This window comes from Streptomyces sp. AC627_RSS907, assembly GCF_019049165.1.
Genome location: NZ_JAGMUE010000046.1, coordinates 1 through 18,499 on the forward strand (window position 1 = coordinate 1; position 18,499 = coordinate 18,499).

Below are 18,499 nucleotides of genomic sequence, written 5' to 3' on the forward strand. Positions count from 1 at the left end.
TGGTGATCCGGCGTCGGGGTGAGGTGGGGGCGGAGAGGGCGGCCCCGCGTTGATCCGGGGCCCGCGTGGTGGGGGTGCGTGACCCGGCGCCGACCGGCGGCCCGGCGCCGGCGCGAGCCCGGGACGGGCGGGGGGGCTCGGACGGGGGGCGAGCCCGGGACGGGCGGGACGCCCAGGACGAGGCGCGAGCCCAGGACGGGCGGGGCGCCCAGGACAGGCAGGGATGCCCAGGACAGGCGGGATGCCGCCCGCGCCCGCCCGCGCCGCCCATGGGGTACCCCCCAGGCCCCTCAAGGCCCCGGGGGAGGCACGAATGCCCGCAGAGGCCGCCGACCCGTGCGACAACCCGCAGGCTCCGCGGGTGCTGTCGTGCCCCGTTCGGGCCAGCCCCGGTCCACCCCCCGGGCCCGCTCGGGTCATGGTCGTAGGAACGCACGTGTGCGGGACGGAGGGAGACGTGAGCGACGACGCAGGCACGCCCTCCGGTGGGGGCGGCGGCGAGAGGCCCCTCGGGACGGGGACGGGGCCGGGGACGGGGGCGTCCGCGACCGGGGGCGGGCTGCGGCGACGGCGTCGGAGGCGGCGGCTGCGGCGTTCGGGCGTCGTCGTCGCGGTGCTGGCCGCCGGTGCCGTGGGGGCCGGGTGGGCGGTGTACGCCAAGCTGGACGGCAACATCACCTCGGACGAGGCGGCGGCCGCCGAGCTCGCCCGGTACGAGAAGGAGCGGCCCACCTCGCTGGTCCGCGGCGCCCAGAACGTGCTGCTGATCGGCTCGGACTCCCGCGCGGGTGACGGCAACGCGGACTACGGGCGCGACTCGGGAACCGAGCGGTCGGACACCACGATCCTGCTGCACCTGTCCGCGGGCCGGGACAGCGCCACCGCCGTCTCCCTCCCCCGCGACCTGATGGTGGACGTGCCCGGCTGCCGCCACCGGGACGGGACACGCACCCGGCCGGTGTTCGCCCAGTTCAACTACGCCTACGAGGCGGGCGGTTCGGCGTGCACGGTCCGCACGGTGGAGAAACTGACCGGCGTGCGCATCGACCACCACGTGGTCGTCGACTTCGAGGGCTTCAAGCGGATGGTCGACGCGCTCGACGGCGTCGAGGTGTGCCTGCGCGAACCGGTCGACGACAAGGACGCGAGGCTGAGGCTGCCCGCGGGCCGTGTGACGCTCGACGGGGAGCAGGCCCTCGGCTACGTCCGGGCCCGCAAGTCGCTCGGCGACGGCAGCGACACCGACCGGATGGACCGGCAGCAGCGGTTCCTGGGAGCGCTCGTCAGCAAGGTGCAGAGCAATGACGTCCTGCTGAATCCGGTGAAGCTGTATCCCGTTCTGGACGCGGCCACCTCGTCCCTCACAACCGATCCGGGTCTCGCCAGTCTGCGCGGTCTGTACGACCTCGCGCGCGGACTGCGCCACATTCCCACCGAACGCACGCAGTTCCTGACCGTTCCCCGGGAGTCGTACGCGGGCGACGCCAATCGGGACCAACTCGTCGAGCCCGACGCGGAGAAGCTGTTCACGCGGCTGCGTACGGACGAGCCCGTGGCCGTCGAGGCGGCACCCCGGCAGGACGCGCGGGACACGGTGGACAGGGGAAGCAGGGGAACCGGCTCCCCCCTCCCCCGCGCCCCCTCGCGCGGTGCATCCCCGGCGCCGACGTTCAGTGGGAACACCGCCGCCGAAGACGTCTGCGGGTAAAGCGCCGTCCATCTAGGTGCAAGGCGGACGCAAGAGTGCGGACTCTTGCCCAAAGAATGTGCGGGATTGACCAGTTGTAAGAGAAGTGGGATGTGTCACTGGCGTCGCCTCATGGGGAACCGGGCGGTTAATGTGAGCGCTCCGTGTGCCCTGCCGCGAGGTTTCATCCGGGGCCGTGCACAGAGTGAGCGGAACCTGGCGCCTTGAGGGGAAGGCGCCGCGTGGCCCAGACGGAGGATTCGGACGACCGTGGACGCGCAAGGCCGTGGGCGGGCGGATGGCATCGACCCCGCCGACCAGTGGGTACTCAATCCGGACACCGGCGACTACGAACTGCGACTGGGCCCCTCCGCTCCGCAGTCGAGGGTCCCGGGCCCCCGCGGCGCCGCGCCCGGCGGGTCACAGACATCCAGCACACCCGGCGGGTCACGCGGCCGCGACGCCCAGGCGTCCGCGCCCGCCGCCTCGCCCACCCCGAGCCGTGACGTTTCTCCTTCGCGCAGGCGCCGCGCGGCCCCCGAGGAACCGCCGCAGGGACGGCGCGGGCGACGACGGCCGGACAAGAAGAAGTCGAAGGGCAAGAAGATCCTGCTGTGGACCGGGGGCACGATGGCGTTCGTCGTCCTCGCCACCGCTGCGGCCGGGTACCTCTACCTGGAGCACCTCAACGACAACATCACGTCCGTCGCCGACGACGGCGCGAGCACCGGTGGCTTCCAGAAGGACAAGGCGATCAACATCCTGCTGATCGGCACCGACAAGCGCACCGGCGCGGGCAACGAGGGCTACGGCGACAAGGGCAGCGCCGGCCACGCCGACACCAACATCCTGCTGCACGTGGCCAAGGACCGGTCCAACGCCACCGCGCTCAGCATCCCCCGCGACCTGATCGTCGACATCCCCGACTGCCCGACCAAGCAGGAGGACGGGACGACGAAGGTCATCCCCGGCACCCGGGGGGTCCGCTTCAACAACAGCCTCGGCCAGGACGGCCGTACGCCCAGCTGCACCATGCGGACCGTCACCGAGCTGACCGGCATCACGCCCGACAACTTCATGGTCGCCGACTTCAACGCGGTCAAGACGCTGACCACCGCCGTCGACGGCGTCGAGGTCTGCCTGGCCAAGGCCATCGACGACCCGGACTCGCACCTGAAGCTGCCCGCCGGCGAGCACACCATCGAAGGCGAGCAGGCGCTGGCCTTCGTGCGCACGCGGCACTCCGTGGGCTTCGGCGGCGACCTGAGCCGCATCGAGATCCAGCAGCAGTTCCTCAGCTCCCTGATGCGCAAGCTGAAGTCCAACGACACGCTCACCAGCCCGTCGAAGATGCTGAAGCTCGCCGATGCGGCCACCAAGGCGCTGACCGTCGACTCCAAGATGGACGACATCGGCAAGCTGAAGGACCTCGGCCTCGAACTGGGCAAGCTCAACACCAAGAACCTGACCTTCGCCACGGTGCCGGTGAAGGACAACCCGGCCGAGAAGGTTCCGGTGACCGTCGTCCTCCAGGACGGGCCTGCCCAGCAGGTCTTCGACATGATCAAGAACGATGTCTCCTTCACCGAGGTCAAGCAGAAGGAGAAGGAGAAGCAGAAGAAGGAGGACGCCGCCGTCGCGGCCCGCCTGAAGGGCGCGAAGTCCGCCCCCTCCGAGGTCCGCGTCCGCGTCCTCAACGGCGGCGCCCCGGCCGGCAGCGCCCAGCGCGAACTCCAGTACCTCCAGACCCAGGCCGGCGTCACCAAGTCGGAGAACGGCGGCAACGCCGACGCGGAGGCCGCGAAGACCACCCTCGAGTACGCCCCCGACCAGGCCGACCAGGCCCGCGCCCTCGCCGAGATCCTCGGCCTGTCCGGCGCCGCCATGAAACCCGGCGAGAGCGTCACCAACGCCCAGGGCCTGCCCACCATGACCCTCACCCTCGGCAAGGACTTCAAGGGCGCCGGCGTCAAACTCAACGCCACCTCGGGCAAGGCGCCCGCAGAGACCCAGAAGACCACGGCCGACAAGGTCGAGTGCGCGAAGTGACCTGAAGGGCCCTGCGTACGTCTGACAGTACGACAGTCCATCGGTGCGGCCGTCCAGCAGTACGGCCGGTCGCTGCCGGGACGGGAGTAATCCGTCGGGACGGCCGTACAGCCAACGAGGGTGCCCGTACGTCCAACTGTGCGAAAACGTCGCGCACAGGGGCACGTTGGCGGGCCTGAGGGTGGGGAGTAGGACATGACGCAGAGCAGTGTGCACGGGGAGGGAACCCGGCCCGGATCCGTCCGGCCCGCCCGGGGCGGCGAAGCGGACGGGGACGGTCAGGGCACGGGCGGGCCCGGTGGCTCGCGAAGCGGGAACGGCAAGGGGCCCGGTCGGCGACGCACCGGACGCGGGCACCGCGCGCTCCGGTGGTCCGCGACGACCCTCGCGGTCCTGATACTCGGCACGGCCGGTGCCGGATACCTCTACTACCAGCACCTGAGCGACAACATCGAGAAGGGCGAGCGCAACAGCGGCGACTCCAAGGCGCACAAGACCGAGCCGAACGCGGCCGGACAGACGCCCCTGAACATCCTGCTGATCGGCTCCGACAGCCGTGCCTCCGACGCGAACGTGGCACTGGGCGGCGGCAGGGACCACCGCGACAACCCGCCGCTGGGTGACGTGCAGATGCTGATCCACCTGTCCGCCGACCGCAAGAGCGCCGCGGTGGTGAGCATCCCCCGCGACACCCGGGTCGACATCCCCGCGTGCACGGACCCGAAGACCGGCGAGAAGTTCCCGGCGACCAACACGATCATCAACGCGTCCCTGGGACGCGGTGGTGCCGGCTGCACCCTGGCCACCTGGCAGAACCTCACCGGGATCTACATCGACCACTGGATGACGATCGACTTCGCGGGCGTCGTGTCGATGGCGGACGCCGTCGGCGGGGTCGAGGTCTGCGTCAACCAGAACGTGTGGGACCGCCCGCTGCGTGCCGGCGAGCGCGGCGGCTCCGGCCTGAAGATGACGGCCGGCCCGCACAAGGTGCAGGGCGAGCAGGCGCTCCAGTGGCTGCGCACCCGGCATGCCTGGGGCAGCGACCCGCTGCGCGCACGGGCCCAGCACATGTACATGAACTCGATGATCCGCACCCTGAAGGACCAGAACGTCTTCACCGACACCGGCCGGCTGATGGATCTGGCCGACGCGGCCACGAAGTCCCTGGCGGTCTCGAAGGAGATCGGCACGCCCAAGAAGCTGTACGACCTCGGGATGCAGCTCAAGACGGTGCCGACGGACCGCATCACCATGACGACGCTGCCCACCGTCCAGGACCACCAGGACGAGAACCACCTGCTCCCGGCCGGCGCCGACGCGGAGAAGATGTGGGCGATGCTCCGTGACGACGTCCCCTTCGACGACAAGGGCGACAAGGGCGCGAAGGGCGCCGGCGAGAAGGGCGGCAAGGACGCCGCCGCCAGGAAGCCCTCGGACGCCCCCGCCGCCGACTCCGAGATCGGCGTCCTCGTACAGAACGCCACCCGCTCCGCCACGCTCGGACCGGTCAGCGGCCGTGCGAGCACGGTGGCCGGGACGCTGACGCAGAAGGGCTTCACCAGGGCGGCGCCGGACACCTCGGCGGCGCTTTCCGAGGAGAAGACCGTGGTCCGTTATCCGAGCGCCGACTTGGCGGGAGACGCCCGGCGGGTCGCCGACGCGCTGGGAATCCCGGCGAGCGCGGTGCAGAAGTCGACGGACGTGTCCGGAGTCACGCTCGTCGTGGGAGCGGACTGGCGCGAGGGAACGTCCTATCCGAAGCAGAAGGCGCCCGAAGCCGGCGACCTGCCGGAGACCAGCGACGCTCTCAACGGCTCGGACAGCGGTAAGTGCATGGACGTGTACAAGCCCTACCAATGGTAGGCGTTCATGAAAATAAGAGGGATTGCCCTGTTGTGAGGGCGTCGATTTTGTCACCAGTGTCGTTCGTCGCTGAGCTGGGCCGATAGTGTGAGCGCTCCGGTGCCCTCGCCGCGAGGTCCGCCCTGGCGTCGTGCACTTGATGACCTTTACCGTGCGCCTTCCGGGGAAGGTGCCGCGTGGCCCCCGACGGAGGACTGGGAGACCGTGGACGCGCAAGGACGTGGGCGGGCAGACAACGTCGATCCCGCAGACCAGTGGGTACTGAATCCGCGCACCGGTGAATACGAACTGCGACTGTCCCCTTCCGCACCGCAGTCCTCCGTTCCGGGCCCCCGCAGGCCCGCCCCCCGGGACTCCACGGCCGGCGAGGGCGACGGCGACGGCACCACGGCCGGGACGACCCGCCGCCGTGCCGCGCCCGGCGGCGAGGCCCCGGCCCAGCGGCGGCGCCGCCCGGCACCCGAGGAGCCCGCACCCGGGCGGCGCGGACGCCGGCCGGCGAAGAAGAAGTCGAAGGCGAAGAAGGCCCTGCTGTGGACCGGCGGCACCACGGCGTTCGTCGTCCTGGTGGCCGGCGTCGGCGGTTACGTCTACCTGAAGCACCTCGAGGGCAACGTCTCGACGACGGACGTCGGCAACGCCGGCGCCAGCAGCTTCAAGAAGGACGAGGCCTTCAACATCCTCGTCCTCGGCACCGACAAGCGCACCGGCGCGGGCAACGAGGGCTACGGCGACAAGGGCAGCGCCGGCCACGCCGACACGACGATCCTGCTGCACGTGGCCAAGGACCGGTCCAACGCCACCGCGCTCAGCATCCCCCGCGACCTGATCGTCGACATCCCCGACTGCCCGACCAAGCAGGAGGACGGGACGACGAAGGTCATCCCCGGCGCGCAGGGAGTCCGCTTCAACACGAGCCTCGGCGAGAGCGGCCGGGACGCCGGCTGCACCATGCGCACGGTGAAGGAGGCGACCGGCATCCAAGTCGACCACTTCATGATGGCCGACTTCAACGCGGTCAAGACGCTGACCACCGCCGTCGGCGGCGTGGACGTCTGCGTGGAGCACGCCGTCGACGACCCGAAGTCCCATCTCGTGCTGCCCGCGGGCGAGTCCAAGGTCGAGGGCGAGCAGGCCCTGGCCTTCGTCCGCACCCGGCACGCCTTCGGCAACGAGGGCGACCTGGACCGCATCAAGGTCCAGCAGCAGTTCCTCGGCTCGCTGATGCGGAAGATGTCCTCCAGCGACACCCTCACCAGCCCCACCAAGCTGGTGAAGCTGGCCGAGGCCGCCACCAAGGCACTGACCGTGGACAGCGCCATCGGCAAGGTGGGCACGCTCAAGGACATCGCCCTGGAACTGAAGAAGGTGCCGCCGAAGAACATCACGTTCGCGACGGTGCCCGTGGTGGACAACCCCGCCGAGAAGGTCAAGGCGACGGTGGTCGTGAACGAGGCGAAGGCTCCCCAGGTCTTCGACATGATCCGCAACGACATATCCTTCACCGAGGTCAAGCAGCAGCAGAAGCGGGAGGCCGCCGCCGTCGCGGCCCGCCTGAAGGGCGCGAAGTCCGCCCCCTCCGAGGTCCGCGTCCGCGTCCTCAACGGCGGCGCCCCGGCCGGCAGCGCCCAGACGGAGCTCCAGTACCTCCAGACCCAGGCCGGCGTCACCAAGTCGGAGAACGGCGGCAACGCCGACGCGGAGGCCGCGAAGACCACCCTCGAGTACGCCCCCGACCAGGCCGACCAGGCCCGCGCCCTCGCCGAGATCCTCGGCCTGTCCGGCGCCGCCATGAAACCCGGCGAGAGCGTCACCAACGCCCAGGGCCTGCCCACCATGACCCTCACCCTCGGCAAGGACTTCAAGGGCGCCGGGGTCAAGCTCAACGCCACGTCCGTGAAGACACCGGACCTGGAGAAGTCCACGGCCGACGAACGGCTGTGCGCCAGTTGACCTGACGGGCGTGTCGTACGTCTCACAGGACGGCGACGACCCGCGCGGTGGCGCGGGGTGGGGAGGGACGCGGAAGTGACGCGGAACAGCGTGCAGGGGCAGGACACGCGGCAGGGCGCGACGGACGCCCCCGAGCGCGACGAGGCGACCGTGGACGACACGGGAAGCACGGGGAGCAAGGGACGTACGGACCGCGCGGGGGGCGCGGAGAGCACGGAGGGCGCCGCCGACGGCGACAGCGGTGCCGAAGCCGGCAGACGCCGGGCCCGCAGAGGACTGCGTGTGCTGCGCTGGACCGCGGCGACGCTCGCCGTGGCCCTGGTCGGCGCCGCCGGCGCCGGGTACCTCTACTACCGCCACCTCAACGACAACATCAAGAAGGACGTCCTGAACCTGGGCGACAGCAAGGTCGCCGCGCCGACGCCGAACGCGGCCGGGCAGACCCCGCTGAACATCCTCGTCATCGGCTCGGACGCGCGCGACAGCGAGGAGAACCAGCAACTCGGCGGTGCCCGCGAGACGTTCGGTTCCACCCCGCTGGCGGACGTGCAGATGCTGGTCCACCTGTCCGCCGACCGCAGCAACATGTCGGTCGTCAGCATGCCGCGCGACACCCTCGTGAAGATCCCCAAGTGCACCGACCCGGACGACGGCAAGGTCTACCCGGCGAGCGAGGGCCGGGTCATGACCAACCAGAGCCTCGGACACGGCGGCCCCGGTTGCACGGTGGCCACCTGGCAGGAGCTGACCGGCATCCACATCGACCACTTCGTGATGGTCGACTTCGCGGGCGTCGTGTCGATGGCGGACGCCGTGGGCGGCGTCCCGGTCTGCGTGGACGCCAACATCCACTCACGCGACGGCCAGGGCCACGGCTCCGGTCTGAAGCTGGAGAAGGGCACGCACCCGGTCAAGGGCGAACAGGCCCTGCAGTGGCTGCGCACCCGCTACGGCTTCGAGGACGGCAGTGACCTGGCGCGGGCGAAGGCCCAGCACATGTACCTGAACTCGTTGGTCCGGGTGCTGCGCGAGAACGCGACCCTGAGCAACCCGAACAAGCTGCGCAGGCTCGCCGAGGAGGCCACCGGGGCGCTCACGGTCGACCCGGGCCTGGACACCGTCAAGAAGCTGTACGACCTCAGCACCGAGCTGCGCGAGGTGAAGCCGGAGCGCATCACCATGACCACGATGCCCAACCGCTACGTGGGCGCGCGCGTGGAGCCGACCGAGGACGCCGAGCGGCTCTTCCGGCTGGTGCGCGAGGACATCGCGCTGGACGGCAAGGACGCGAGGAAGAAGCCGGCCGGCGAGGAGGCCCCGCTCCCGGACGACCCGGCCGCCCCCGACGGCGAGATCGCGGTCCAGGTGCGCAACGGCACCCGCACCGACCGTCTCCCCGTGGCCCGCGGCCGGGCGAACACGGTCGCGGGACTGCTGGTGGAGCAGGGCTTCACCAGGGCCGTCGCCGACCCCTCGGTGCTGCCGAGCGAGGAGCGCACGGTCGTCCGCTACCCGAGCGCCGACCTGGAGGGCGACGCACGGCGCATAGCCAAGTCCCTGAGGATTCCGGCGAGTTCGGTGCAGCGGTCGACCGACGTCTCGGGCGTCACGCTCGTCGTGGGCGCCGACTGGCGCGAGGGTACGGCGTACCGGGCCCCCGCGGCCGACGACAGGACCCCGGAGTCCGCCGAGGCGCTCAACGGCGCGGACGAGAGCGCCTGCATGCACGTGAACCCGGCGTTCACCTGGTCCTGAGCGGCGTCACCGGGCGCCCGCGGCGTCGGCGTCGGCGTCCGGCTGGACCGCCGGGCGCCGCGACGCGATGACCCGCTTCGCCAGCGACCGCGGGCTGGTCAGGAAGCCCCAGCCCCAGGACATGTGCATGGTCGCCAGCGCCACCGGGATCTGCGCCCGCGCCTTCAGCCCGAGGCCCTTGCCCGCCGGGAGCGACCCGGCGACGATCGCCGCGAGGTAGCCGCCGGGTACGACGAAGCCCCACGGGGTCAGCGCCGCGCCCACCACGACGCCGGCGGCCATCGCGCACACGGCGGTCGGCGGGGCGAGGTAGCGCAGGTTGATGGAGCCGGAGTGGTAGCGGGCGACGACGTGCCGCCAACGGCCGTAGTCCTTGTACTGCTTGGCCAGCGCCCGCACGCTCGGCCGGGGGCGGTAGGACACCTTCAGCTCCGGCGAGAACCAGATCAGGCCGCCGGCCTCGCGGATGCGGAAGTTCAGCTCCCAGTCCTGGGCGCGGATGAACTCCTCGTTGTAACCGCCCTGCCGCTCCAGCGCCTCGCGCCGGAACACGCCCAGGTACACCGTCTCGGCGGGGCCCGCCTGGCCGCCCGTGTGGAAGGCTGCGTTGCCCACGCCGATCTTCGACGTCATCGCGGCGGCGACGGCGTCCTCCCAGGCGTTCTCGCCCTCGGCGTGCATGATGCCGCCGACGTTCTGCGCGCCGGTCTCCTCCAGGAGCCGTACGGCGGTGGCGATGTAGTTCGGCGACAGCATGCCGTGGCCGTCGACGCGCACGACGACCGGATGGCGGGAGGCCTTGATCGCGGCGTTCAGCGCGGCGGGCGTACGGCCCGTGGGGTTCGGCACGGTGTGCACGCGCGGATCCTCGGCGACGAGTTCGGCGGCGATCTCGTCCGTGCGGTCCGTGGACGGACCGAGGGCGATCACGACCTCCATCTCGCCGGCGTACTCCTGGGCGAGGATGGCGCGGACGGCGCCGCGCAGGTGCCGCTCCTCGTTGAGGACGGGCATGATCACGGAAACGGCGGGCAGCCGCACGTCGGACTTGGCGTTCATCGGTGCTCACGTTACCGCGAACGGGGGACACGGGTGCGCGCCGCGGGGGTCCCCTCCCCGGGCAGCAGATCGTATGGACCTACGGTGCTCACGGATCCCACGTCCGGCCTCCCGGCCGGGCCTGTTCTCGCGGAGGTCTCACCTTGCCCACGCCGCCCCGCTCCCCCCGGGTTCCGGCCTCCACCCTCCGGGGCGGGCCGCCGCCCCAGCGCGGCGGCCCGCGGCCCGCTCCCCGCCCGCCCGGGCCCCCCGCGCGGAGGAAGAGGCCCCGCCGGGCCATGCGGGCGGTGACCGCGCTGTCGGTGGTGGTGCTGGCCTCCGCCGGGATCGGTCACGCGGTGCTCTCCGGCCTGGACGCGGACATCGCGCGGGTCGACGCCTTCCGGGACATGAAGAACCGGCCGCGGGCCGGGGACGGCATGAACGTCCTGCTGGTCGGCACCGACGGCCGTGACCGGATCAGCGAGGAGGAGCGGCGCAGGTACCGTCTCGGCGGCGCCCCCTGCCACTGCACCGACACCATCATGATCGTGCACATCTCGGAGGACCGGGAGCGCGCGAGCGTCGTCAGCCTGCCGCGCGACTCGTACGCCGAGACGCCGGGCCACACCGACGCCACGACCGGCGAACACCACGAAGGGCACCCCCTCAAACTGAACGCGGCCTACGCCGAGGGCGGCCCGCAGCTGACCATCCGCACCGTCGAGAACATGACCCGCGTGAAGATCGACCACTACCTGGAGGTCGACTTCACCAGCTTCATGAAGACGGTGGACGTCCTCGGCGGGGTGCGGGTCTGCACCGCCCAGCACCTCAAGGACAGCTACACGGGGCTCGACCTGCCCCCCGGCACCCACCGGCTGATGGGCGGGCAGGCGCTGCAGTACGTCCGCGCCCGCCACCTGGACGGGGCCTCCGACCTGAGCCGGATGCAGCGCCAGCAGCGCTTCCTGGCCGCCCTGATCGACCGGGCGACCTCCTCGGGACTGCTGCTGAACCCGCTCAAGTTCCGCGACGTCACCCGCGCGGTACTCGGCTCGGTACGGGCCGACAAGGGGTTCGGCACCGACGAGCTGCTGGCCCTCGGGCGGGCGATGCGGAACTTCTCACCGTCCTCCTCCGAGTTCACCACCGTGCCGATCGGGCAGATGGGCTACGCGGTGAAGGGGGTCGGCTCGACCCTGAAGTGGGACGCCGCGAAGTCCGAGCGGATCTTCGAGGCCCTGCGCGAGGACGAGCCGCTCGCCGCGCGCGAACCGCGGCCCGCGGGCCCGGCCCCGGTACGGGTCCCGGTGGACCCGGCGCAGATCCGCGTCCAGGTCGAGAACGGCACGCGCACCGCCGGACTCGGCAAGCGGGTGGACGACGGCCTTGCGGCGACCGGGTTCCGCACCACCCGGGCGCCGAGGAACGCCGCCGACCGCGCGGTCGGGCGGACCGTCGTCGCCTTCGACCCGCGCTGGGACCGTTCGGCGAAGTCGCTGGCCGCCGCGCTGCCCGGCAGTGAGCTGCGGCCGGTCGCGGGTCAGGGCCCGACGCTGAAGGTGATCGCGGGCGCCGACTTCAAGGAGGTCGTGAAGGTGAAGCCGGCGAACCCGCCGCAGGAGTCGGGCACGGTGGTGCGGGGCGACGAGGTGGTGTGCGGGGACGGGGACACAGCCGGCACCGGGTGACCCGCCGGCGCGTCCGGTGCCGTCGGCCGCCGCCAGGACCCGCCAGTCCCCGCCGGGCACCGTCAGTTGCCGGAGACGGTGACCTTCTCGTCCTTCTTCAGCTGGTCGACCAGCGTCTTGACCTTCTCCGTGTCCCACTTCAGGTTGCTGCCGACGTTGCCCGAGACCGGCATGTTCATCGACGTGCCGTCGCCGCCGCTGACGCTCTTCATCGCCCAGAACATGTCGGCCAGGTCGAACAGGCCCATCTCCTTGTCGACGATCAGGGAGTCCAGGCCGGCGCCCATCGTCGGGTACAGCTTGAACGGGTTGAGGACCGTCGACGGGGTGGCCACCTGGCTCGCCAGCGCCGACAGGAACTTCTGCTGGTTCTTCGTCCGGTCCAGGTCGGAGCCGGGCAGCGCGTACCGGGTACGGACGAAGGCCAGGGCCTCCTCGCCGTTCAGGGTCTGCTTGCCCTTCTTGAGGTCGGCGCCGGACTTGGTGTCCTTGATGTCCTGCGGGATGTCGATCTCGACGCCGCCGACCGAGTCCACGATGTTCGCGAAGCCGGCGAAGCCGATCTCCACGTAGTGGTCGAGGCGCAGCCCGGTGTTGTACTCGATGGTGCGCACCAGCAGCTCGGGGCCGTCCTCCGCGTAGGCGGCGTTCAGCTTCACGTGCCGGCCGGTGCCCTCGTACTTCTTGCCGGAGTCGGAGCCGACGAAGGACGGGATCTCCACGTCCGAGTCGCGGGGCAGGGAGATCAGCGTCGACCCGTTGTCCCCGGTGTGCAGGATCATCATCGAGTCGGTGCGCTTGCCCTCGGCGGACCCGGTGTGCAGGTCCTTCTTCTGCTCGTCGGTCATGCCCTCGCGGCTGTCGGAGCCGACGATCAGGTAGTTCGTGCCCTCGCCGGCCTCCGGGCGCTCGATGACCTTGGACAGGTCCACCTCGCGGTTGAGCTTGGAGTCGGCCCAGAAGTAGGTGCCGACGGTGGTCACGACCAGCACGCCGGCCACCGTGATCGCCGTCCACTTGATGCGGCGGCGCCAGTCCGGCGCGGGCCGGGCCGGGCGGGGACCGCCGGAGGCGGGTCCGTGACCGGCGGGGCTGCCGTAGACCTGGCCGGTGTTGTAGCCGCTGTCGTACCCGTCCCCGTCCTGGCCGCCGTAGCCCTGGCCGTCGACGTACGACGGCTGCTGCGGCACCCCGCCGTACGGCGGCGCCGACGGGCCCGTACCGGGCGGCGGCGCCGCGCCGCGGCGGACCTGCCGCATCACGCGCGCGCTCTCGGGCTGTGCGCTCGCGCTGCCGCGTCCGTACCGGCCGGTGCGGTTGTCACCGGACCATCCCTCGGGCCAATCATTCATGCGCACCAGTGTGCCGGTCCCCACTGCGGGCCGTACAAGGGTCGTCGGGAAATAGGGTCGGCGCTGTTGCCAAGCTGACACAAAAAGCGCCCGGTCGTCGCCCCGGCATAAGGTGGAGGCCATGACAGACCAGGCAGAACAGGCCTCGGCCGCGCAGCCGTCGGCCCCGGAGATCCCGGGCAAGCCGACCTCGGCCTCCCGCACCACCCTCAGCCACATCATGACCCACAGTGACACCAACCTCCTGGGCACGGTGCACGGGGGCGTGATCATGAAACTGGTCGACGACGCGGCGGGCGCGGTGGCCGGACGGCACTCCGGCGGCCCCGCCGTCACGGCGTCCATGGACGAGATGGCGTTCCTCGAACCGGTCCGCGTCGGCGACCTGGTCCATGTGAAGGCCCAGGTCAACTGGACCGGCCGCACCTCCATGGAGGTCGGCGTCCGGGTCCTGGCCGAACGCTGGAACGAGTCCGCGCCCGCCACCCAGGTCGGCTCCGCCTACCTGGTCTTCGCCGCGGTGGACGCCGACGGCAAGCCCCGCACGGTCCCGCCGGTGCTCCCCGAGACCGAGAAGGACAAGCGCCGCTACCAGGAGGCCCAGATCCGCCGCACCCACCGCCTGGCCCGCCGCCGCGCGATCATGGAGCTGCGGGAGCGCCGGGTGGCGGAGGGGTACGAGGACTGACCGGCGGGGCCGGCCGCCGGGGCGCCTGTCGCGAGTTGATGCCGACGCCCTGCCTCGGCGGCATCCGCGCCCCCTCGCCAGTCGGCGCGGATGGTCGAGGCGGTCACGAGAGCGCGGTTCGCGCCATCAGCGACCGGCTGACGCCGGTCGGCCCTTGACGGGCGTGGCCGCGGTCTGTGGCGCCCGGCCGTATCGTTCGCGGGATTCCTCGATGTGTTCCAGGTGCCGGCGAGTCCATGCGCACATGCCGTAGACGGTGTGCCGCAGCTCCTGACCTGCGTCCGTGAGCGCGTATTCCACGCGCGGCGGCACGGACGGGTAGACGGTGCGCTCGACGAGACCATCGCGTTCGAGGCCGCGCAGCGTCTGCGTGAGCATCTTGTGGCTGATGCCCTCCACCTCACCGCGAAGTTGCGTGAAGCGCAGGGTGCGCTCGCCGAGGGTGCTGACCACCAGCAGCGTCCACTTGTTCGCGATGCCGGAGAAGATCTCACGCGCGAGGGAGTGGGCGCGTGCCGCATCGGCGTCCTCGGACACGGGCCTGACCTCTTCGGTAACCACCAGGTGCCCTTCTCTCGCAAAAGTGCGCTCTTCCCTCTGGCCTCGTCACTCTCCTACGGTTCCCAGGTATTCACAAGTTACCGTGAGGACACGCCATGACCATTCTCAAGACGTACGCACGCTTGTGGACCGACGAGTTGGACGAGTCGCTGGCACTACTGCGTGAACTGACCGGCGCAGAGCCCGATCTCCGCTTCACCTTCGGCTCCGTCGAACTCGCAGCGATCGGTGACTTCCTCGTCATCGCAGGGCCGCCGGCGGAGCGTGCCCGCTATTCCCACGCCAGCGCCACCGTGATCGTCGACGACCTCGACACCCTGATCAGGACGCTCGCGACCGCCGGCGCCGAGATCACCACACCGGAAAGCGCCAGCGCCACCGGTCGGTTCCTGTACGCGCGCCATCACGGTGGCGCAGAGGTCGAGTACGTGGAATGGGTCCCGAAGTTGGTGGAGCGCATCGTAGCGAAGAGAGGCGCCTGCTGACCTCGCCGGAGAGCGGCAGACTTTCATTTCCGAGGTGCCTTGCCGAGTCTGCGTGACGGTTGTGGTAATTCCCGTCTTCGCGCAATGCTGTGGCCTATGGCCGGGTGCGGCCTGCGGCTGCTGAGGCCATGGCGGTGTCCCGCGATCAGGTCGACTTCAGGGCCGAGCGCTTCGGCGGCACATCAAGAACCACGGTGTACGGAGGCTCTGAGCAAGGGACAGGTGGAGTACTGCAAGGCTCACTCACTCCGGCACTGTGTCGACGCCCGGCGCCGACGATCCCACGGAGGCGTCGGAGGTCGCCCGATCCGCCTACGGCAACAGCCCCCGGCCACGCGCCGGGGGCTGTGCTGTTTACGCAGGTCAGAGGCCGCTTCTCGCCGGGGGCCCGCCCAGGGCTTCCCCAGTACGACGCCCAGGAACGGGCCTGATCGGACCGCAGCGGGCAGGGAGCCGTGACCGACTCGCCGGGCCGTCGAAAACAGCGCCTGACCTGCGAAAACCCTGCTAGGGGAGGTTCCTTGCCATCACGATGCGCTGGACCTGGTTCGTGCCCTCATAGATCTGCGTGATCTTCGCGTCGCGCATCATGCGCTCCACCGGGTAGTCACGGGTGTAGCCGTAGCCGCCGAGGAGCTGGACGGCGTCCGTGGTGACCTCCATCGCCACGTCCGAGGCGAAGCACTTGGCGGCGGCGCCCTGGAAGGTGAGGTCGCTGTCACCCCGCTCGGACTTGGCGGCGGCCGCGTAGGTGAGCTGGCGGGCGGCCTCGATCTTCATGGCCATGTCGGCGAGCATGAACTGGATGCCCTGGAAGTCGGCGATCGGCTTGCCGAACTGCTTGCGCTCCTTGACGTAGCCCTTGGCGTAGTCGAGGGCGCCCTGGGCGATGCCGAGGGCCTGGGCGGCGATGGTGATGCGGGTGTGGTCCAGCGTCTTCATCGCGGTGGCGAAGCCGGTGCCCTCCTCGCCGATCATGCGGTCGGCGGGGATGCGGACGTTGTCGAGGTAGACCTCGCGGGTCGGGGAGCCCTTGATGCCGAGCTTCTTCTCCGGGGCCCCGAAGGAGACGCCCGCGTCGGACTTCTCGACGACGAAGGCGGAGATGCCCTTGGAACGCTTGGTGGGGTCGGTGACCGCCATCACCGTGTAGTACTCCGAGACGCCGGCGTTGGTGATCCAGCGCTTGACGCCGTTGAGGATCCAGTGGTCACCGTCGCGGACCGCCCTGGTCTTCATGCCGGCCGCGTCGGAGCCCGCGTCGGGCTCGGAGAGGCAGTAGGAGAACATGCCGTCGCCCTTGGCGAGCGGGGTCATGTACTTCTTCTTCAGCTCCTCGGAGCCGGAGAGGATCACCGGGAGCGAGCCGAGCTTGTTCACGGCCGGGATGAGGGAGGAGCTGGCGCAGGCGCGGGCCACCTCCTCGATGACGATCACCGTGGCGAGCGCGTCGGCGCCCGCGCCGCCGTACTCCTCGGGGACGTGCACCGCGTGCAGGTCGTTCGCGGTCAGGGCGTCGAGGGCCTCCTGCGGGAAGCGTGCCTCCTCGTCCACCGCGGCGGCGTGCGGCGCGATCTTCGCCTCGGCCAGCGCGCGGACGGCGTCGCGGAGCATGTCGTGCTCCTCGGACGGGCGGTAAAGGTCGAAGTCAGCCGATCCGGCCAAGGTCTCTCACACTCCAAAGCACTGTGATGCGGGGCACGCTAACTACCGTTAAGTAACCCAAATTTTAGAGCCCGTCCGCGTTCGTGGATAGGTGAGCTTGACGACAGCCGCCCGGGGGCCTCGCCCGGCCCCCGATATGCTCGGGCGCGCACCCCGGCCGCACATCCCTGGAGCACCCCATGGCCCTCAAGATCACCGTGATCGGCACCGGCTACCTCGGCGCGACCCATGCGGCGGCCATGGCCGAGCTCGGTTTCGAGGTGATGGGCCTGGACATCGTGCCCGAGAAGATCGAGATGCTCCAGCGGGGCGAGGTCCCCATGTACGAGCCCGGGCTGGAGGACCTGCTGCGCCGGCACGTCGCCGGGATCGAGGGCTCCAGCGGGCGGCTGCGCTTCACCACGGACTTCGCGGAGGTCGCGGCCTTCGGCGACGTGCACTTCCTGTGCGTGAACACGCCGCAGAAGCACGGCGAGTACGCCTGCGACATGACCTACGTCGACTCCGCGCTGGCCTCGCTGGCACCGCATCTGCGCGGCCCCGCGCTGGTCGTGGGCAAGTCGACGGTGCCCGTGGGCTCCGCCGACCGGCTGGCCGCCTACCTCGCCGAGCACGCGCCGGCCGGCGGCGACGCCGAGCTGGCCTGGAACCCGGAGTTCCTGCGCGAGGGCTATGCCGTGCGGGACACGCTGCACCCCGACCGGATCGTGGTCGGCGTGCGCAGCGAGCGGGCGGAGAAGCTGCTGCGCGAGGTGTACGCGACGCCGGTGGAGGAGGGCTCGCCGTTCGTCGTCACCGATTTCCCGACGGCCGAGCTGGTGAAGACCGCCGCGAACTCCTTCCTCGCCACCAAGATCTCCTTCATCAACGCGATGGCGGAGGTCTGCGAGGCCGCGGACGGCGACGTGGCCGGGCTGGCGGAGGCGATCGGGTACGACGACCGGATCGGGAAGAAGTTCCTGCGGGCCGGGATCGGGTTCGGCGGCGGCTGTCTGCCGAAGGACATCCGGGCGTTCATGGCGCGCGCCGGTGAGCTGGGCGCCGACCAGGCCCTGACGTTCCTGCGCGAGATCGACTCGATCAACATGCGCCAGCGCGGCCGGATGGTGGAGCTGACCCGGCAGGCGCTGGGCGGCGGCCCCTTCCTGGGCAAGCGGGTCGCGGTGCTCGGCGCCACCTTCAAGCCCGACTCGGACGACGTGCGGGACTCCCCCGCGCTGAACGTCGCCGGGCAGGTCCACCTCCAGGGCGCCCAGGTGACCGTGTACGACCCCAAGGGCATGGACAACGCCCGCCGGCTGTTCCCGACGCTCGGCTACGCCGACTCCGCGCTGGAGGCGGTGCGGGGTGCCGATGTCGTGCTGCACCTGACGGAGTGGCGGGAGTTCCGCGAGCTGGACCCCCAGGTGCTGGGCGAGGCCGTGGCGGCCAAGGTCGTCCTCGACGGACGCAACGCCCTGGACCCGGAGGTGTGGCGCAAGGCCGGGTGGACGTACCGGGCGATGGGACGCCCGACCGCCTAGGCCCAATGCCGGTGATTTAGTTTGTGTCTTGTCGGGTGATGGTCGTGGTGTCCGGTGCGGGTGGTGTCCGGTTGCGGTGCTCGGCCCGTTTGAGTGGCCAGTTCGACATCTTGCGTTTGATCACTCTGGGGCAGGTCCGATGACGGCGTGCGGGCAGCAGGCGTTCGATGATCTCAGCCAGGG

13 protein-coding genes are annotated in these 18,499 nt (G+C 70.8%); 9 read left to right on the forward strand and 4 right to left on the reverse strand.

The window, feature by feature from the left end; all coding sequences use genetic code 11:
* Positions 1 to 457: 457 nt before the first annotated feature.
* The 5 genes from KUM32_RS12690 (at position 458) to KUM32_RS12710 (ending at position 9,310) form a co-directional block, all read left to right on the forward strand.
* On the forward strand, positions 458 to 1,708 hold the full coding sequence (locus KUM32_RS12690; protein ID WP_374227504.1) for an LCP family protein: 1,251 nt from the start codon (positions 458 to 460) through the stop codon (positions 1,706 to 1,708).
* 249 nt (positions 1,709 to 1,957) lie between these two features.
* A complete protein-coding gene (locus KUM32_RS12695; protein ID WP_217141955.1) occupies positions 1,958 to 3,736 on the forward strand; it encodes an LCP family protein in 1,779 nt (592 codons plus the stop codon).
* 195 nt (positions 3,737 to 3,931) lie between these two features.
* Positions 3,932 to 5,602, forward strand: coding sequence for an LCP family protein (locus KUM32_RS12700; protein WP_217141956.1), 1,671 nt, complete (start codon positions 3,932 to 3,934; stop codon positions 5,600 to 5,602).
* Between the two features lie 204 nt (positions 5,603 to 5,806).
* A complete protein-coding gene (locus tag KUM32_RS12705; RefSeq protein ID WP_217141957.1) occupies positions 5,807 to 7,555 on the forward strand; it encodes an LCP family protein in 1,749 nt (582 codons plus the stop codon).
* 75 nt (positions 7,556 to 7,630) lie between these two features.
* A complete protein-coding gene (locus tag KUM32_RS12710; protein WP_308408643.1) occupies positions 7,631 to 9,310 on the forward strand; it encodes an LCP family protein in 1,680 nt (559 codons plus the stop codon).
* 6 nt (positions 9,311 to 9,316) lie between these two features.
* On the opposite strand, the gene KUM32_RS12715 is transcribed toward KUM32_RS12710, so the two are convergent.
* A complete protein-coding gene (locus KUM32_RS12715; RefSeq protein WP_217141958.1) occupies positions 9,317 to 10,369 on the reverse strand; it encodes a glycosyltransferase family 2 protein in 1,053 nt (350 codons plus the stop codon).
* 278 nt (positions 10,370 to 10,647) lie between these two features.
* On the opposite strand from KUM32_RS12715, the gene KUM32_RS12720 reads away from it, so the two are divergent.
* Complete coding sequence (locus KUM32_RS12720) at positions 10,648 to 12,042, forward strand: LCP family protein (protein ID WP_217141959.1); 1,395 nt, start codon at positions 10,648 to 10,650, stop codon at positions 12,040 to 12,042.
* A 62-nt stretch (positions 12,043 to 12,104) separates the two neighbouring features.
* Here KUM32_RS12720 and KUM32_RS12725 read toward each other — a convergent pair whose 3' ends face one another.
* Positions 12,105 to 13,394, reverse strand: a complete 1,290-nt coding sequence (locus tag KUM32_RS12725) for an LCP family protein (protein ID WP_217141960.1) — start codon at positions 13,392 to 13,394, stop codon at positions 12,105 to 12,107.
* 121 nt (positions 13,395 to 13,515) lie between these two features.
* Between KUM32_RS12725 and KUM32_RS12730 the strand changes: the two genes are divergently transcribed.
* Positions 13,516 to 14,082 carry an acyl-CoA thioesterase gene (locus KUM32_RS12730; RefSeq protein WP_217141961.1) on the forward strand — a complete coding sequence of 189 codons (567 nt, stop codon included), beginning with the start codon at positions 13,516 to 13,518 and terminating at the stop codon, positions 14,080 to 14,082.
* 126 nt (positions 14,083 to 14,208) lie between these two features.
* On the opposite strand, the gene KUM32_RS12735 is transcribed toward KUM32_RS12730, so the two are convergent.
* On the reverse strand, positions 14,209 to 14,643 hold the full coding sequence (locus KUM32_RS12735; RefSeq protein WP_217141962.1) for a helix-turn-helix domain-containing protein: 435 nt from the start codon (positions 14,641 to 14,643) through the stop codon (positions 14,209 to 14,211).
* 95 nt (positions 14,644 to 14,738) lie between these two features.
* Here KUM32_RS12735 and KUM32_RS12740 point away from each other — a divergent pair, with 95 nt between their 5' ends.
* On the forward strand, positions 14,739 to 15,128 hold the full coding sequence (locus KUM32_RS12740) for a VOC family protein (protein ID WP_217141963.1): 390 nt from the start codon (positions 14,739 to 14,741) through the stop codon (positions 15,126 to 15,128).
* Positions 15,129 to 15,635: 507 nt separating this feature from the next.
* Here the strand turns inward: KUM32_RS12740 and KUM32_RS12745 are convergent.
* Positions 15,636 to 16,793 (reverse strand): acyl-CoA dehydrogenase, encoded by a 1,158-nt coding sequence (locus tag KUM32_RS12745; protein WP_217141964.1) that lies wholly within the window; start codon positions 16,791 to 16,793, stop codon positions 15,636 to 15,638.
* A 179-nt stretch (positions 16,794 to 16,972) separates the two neighbouring features.
* Here KUM32_RS12745 and KUM32_RS12750 point away from each other — a divergent pair, with 179 nt between their 5' ends.
* Entirely contained in the window at positions 16,973 to 18,316 is a 1,344-nt protein-coding gene (locus KUM32_RS12750; RefSeq protein WP_217141965.1) for a UDP-glucose/GDP-mannose dehydrogenase family protein, read from the forward strand.
* Positions 18,317 to 18,499: the final 183 nt, after the last annotated feature.

What these genes read in the sequence shown, in the direction of transcription:
- KUM32_RS12700 (WP_217141956.1), top strand. Translation starts at nt 3,932, where the DNA reads ATGACGCAGAGCAGTGTGCACGGGGAGGGAACCCGGCCCGGATCCGTC.
- KUM32_RS12715 (WP_217141958.1), bottom strand. Translation starts at nt 10,369, where the DNA reads ATGAACGCCAAGTCCGACGTGCGGCTGCCCGCCGTTTCCGTGATCATG.
- KUM32_RS12720 (WP_217141959.1), top strand. Translation starts at nt 10,648, where the DNA reads ATGCGGGCGGTGACCGCGCTGTCGGTGGTGGTGCTGGCCTCCGCCGGG.
- KUM32_RS12725 (WP_217141960.1), bottom strand. Translation starts at nt 13,394, where the DNA reads ATGAATGATTGGCCCGAGGGATGGTCCGGTGACAACCGCACCGGCCGG.
- KUM32_RS12730 (WP_217141961.1), top strand. Translation starts at nt 13,516, where the DNA reads ATGACAGACCAGGCAGAACAGGCCTCGGCCGCGCAGCCGTCGGCCCCG.
- KUM32_RS12740 (WP_217141963.1), top strand. Translation starts at nt 14,739, where the DNA reads ATGACCATTCTCAAGACGTACGCACGCTTGTGGACCGACGAGTTGGAC.
- KUM32_RS12750 (WP_217141965.1), top strand. Translation starts at nt 16,973, where the DNA reads ATGGCCCTCAAGATCACCGTGATCGGCACCGGCTACCTCGGCGCGACC.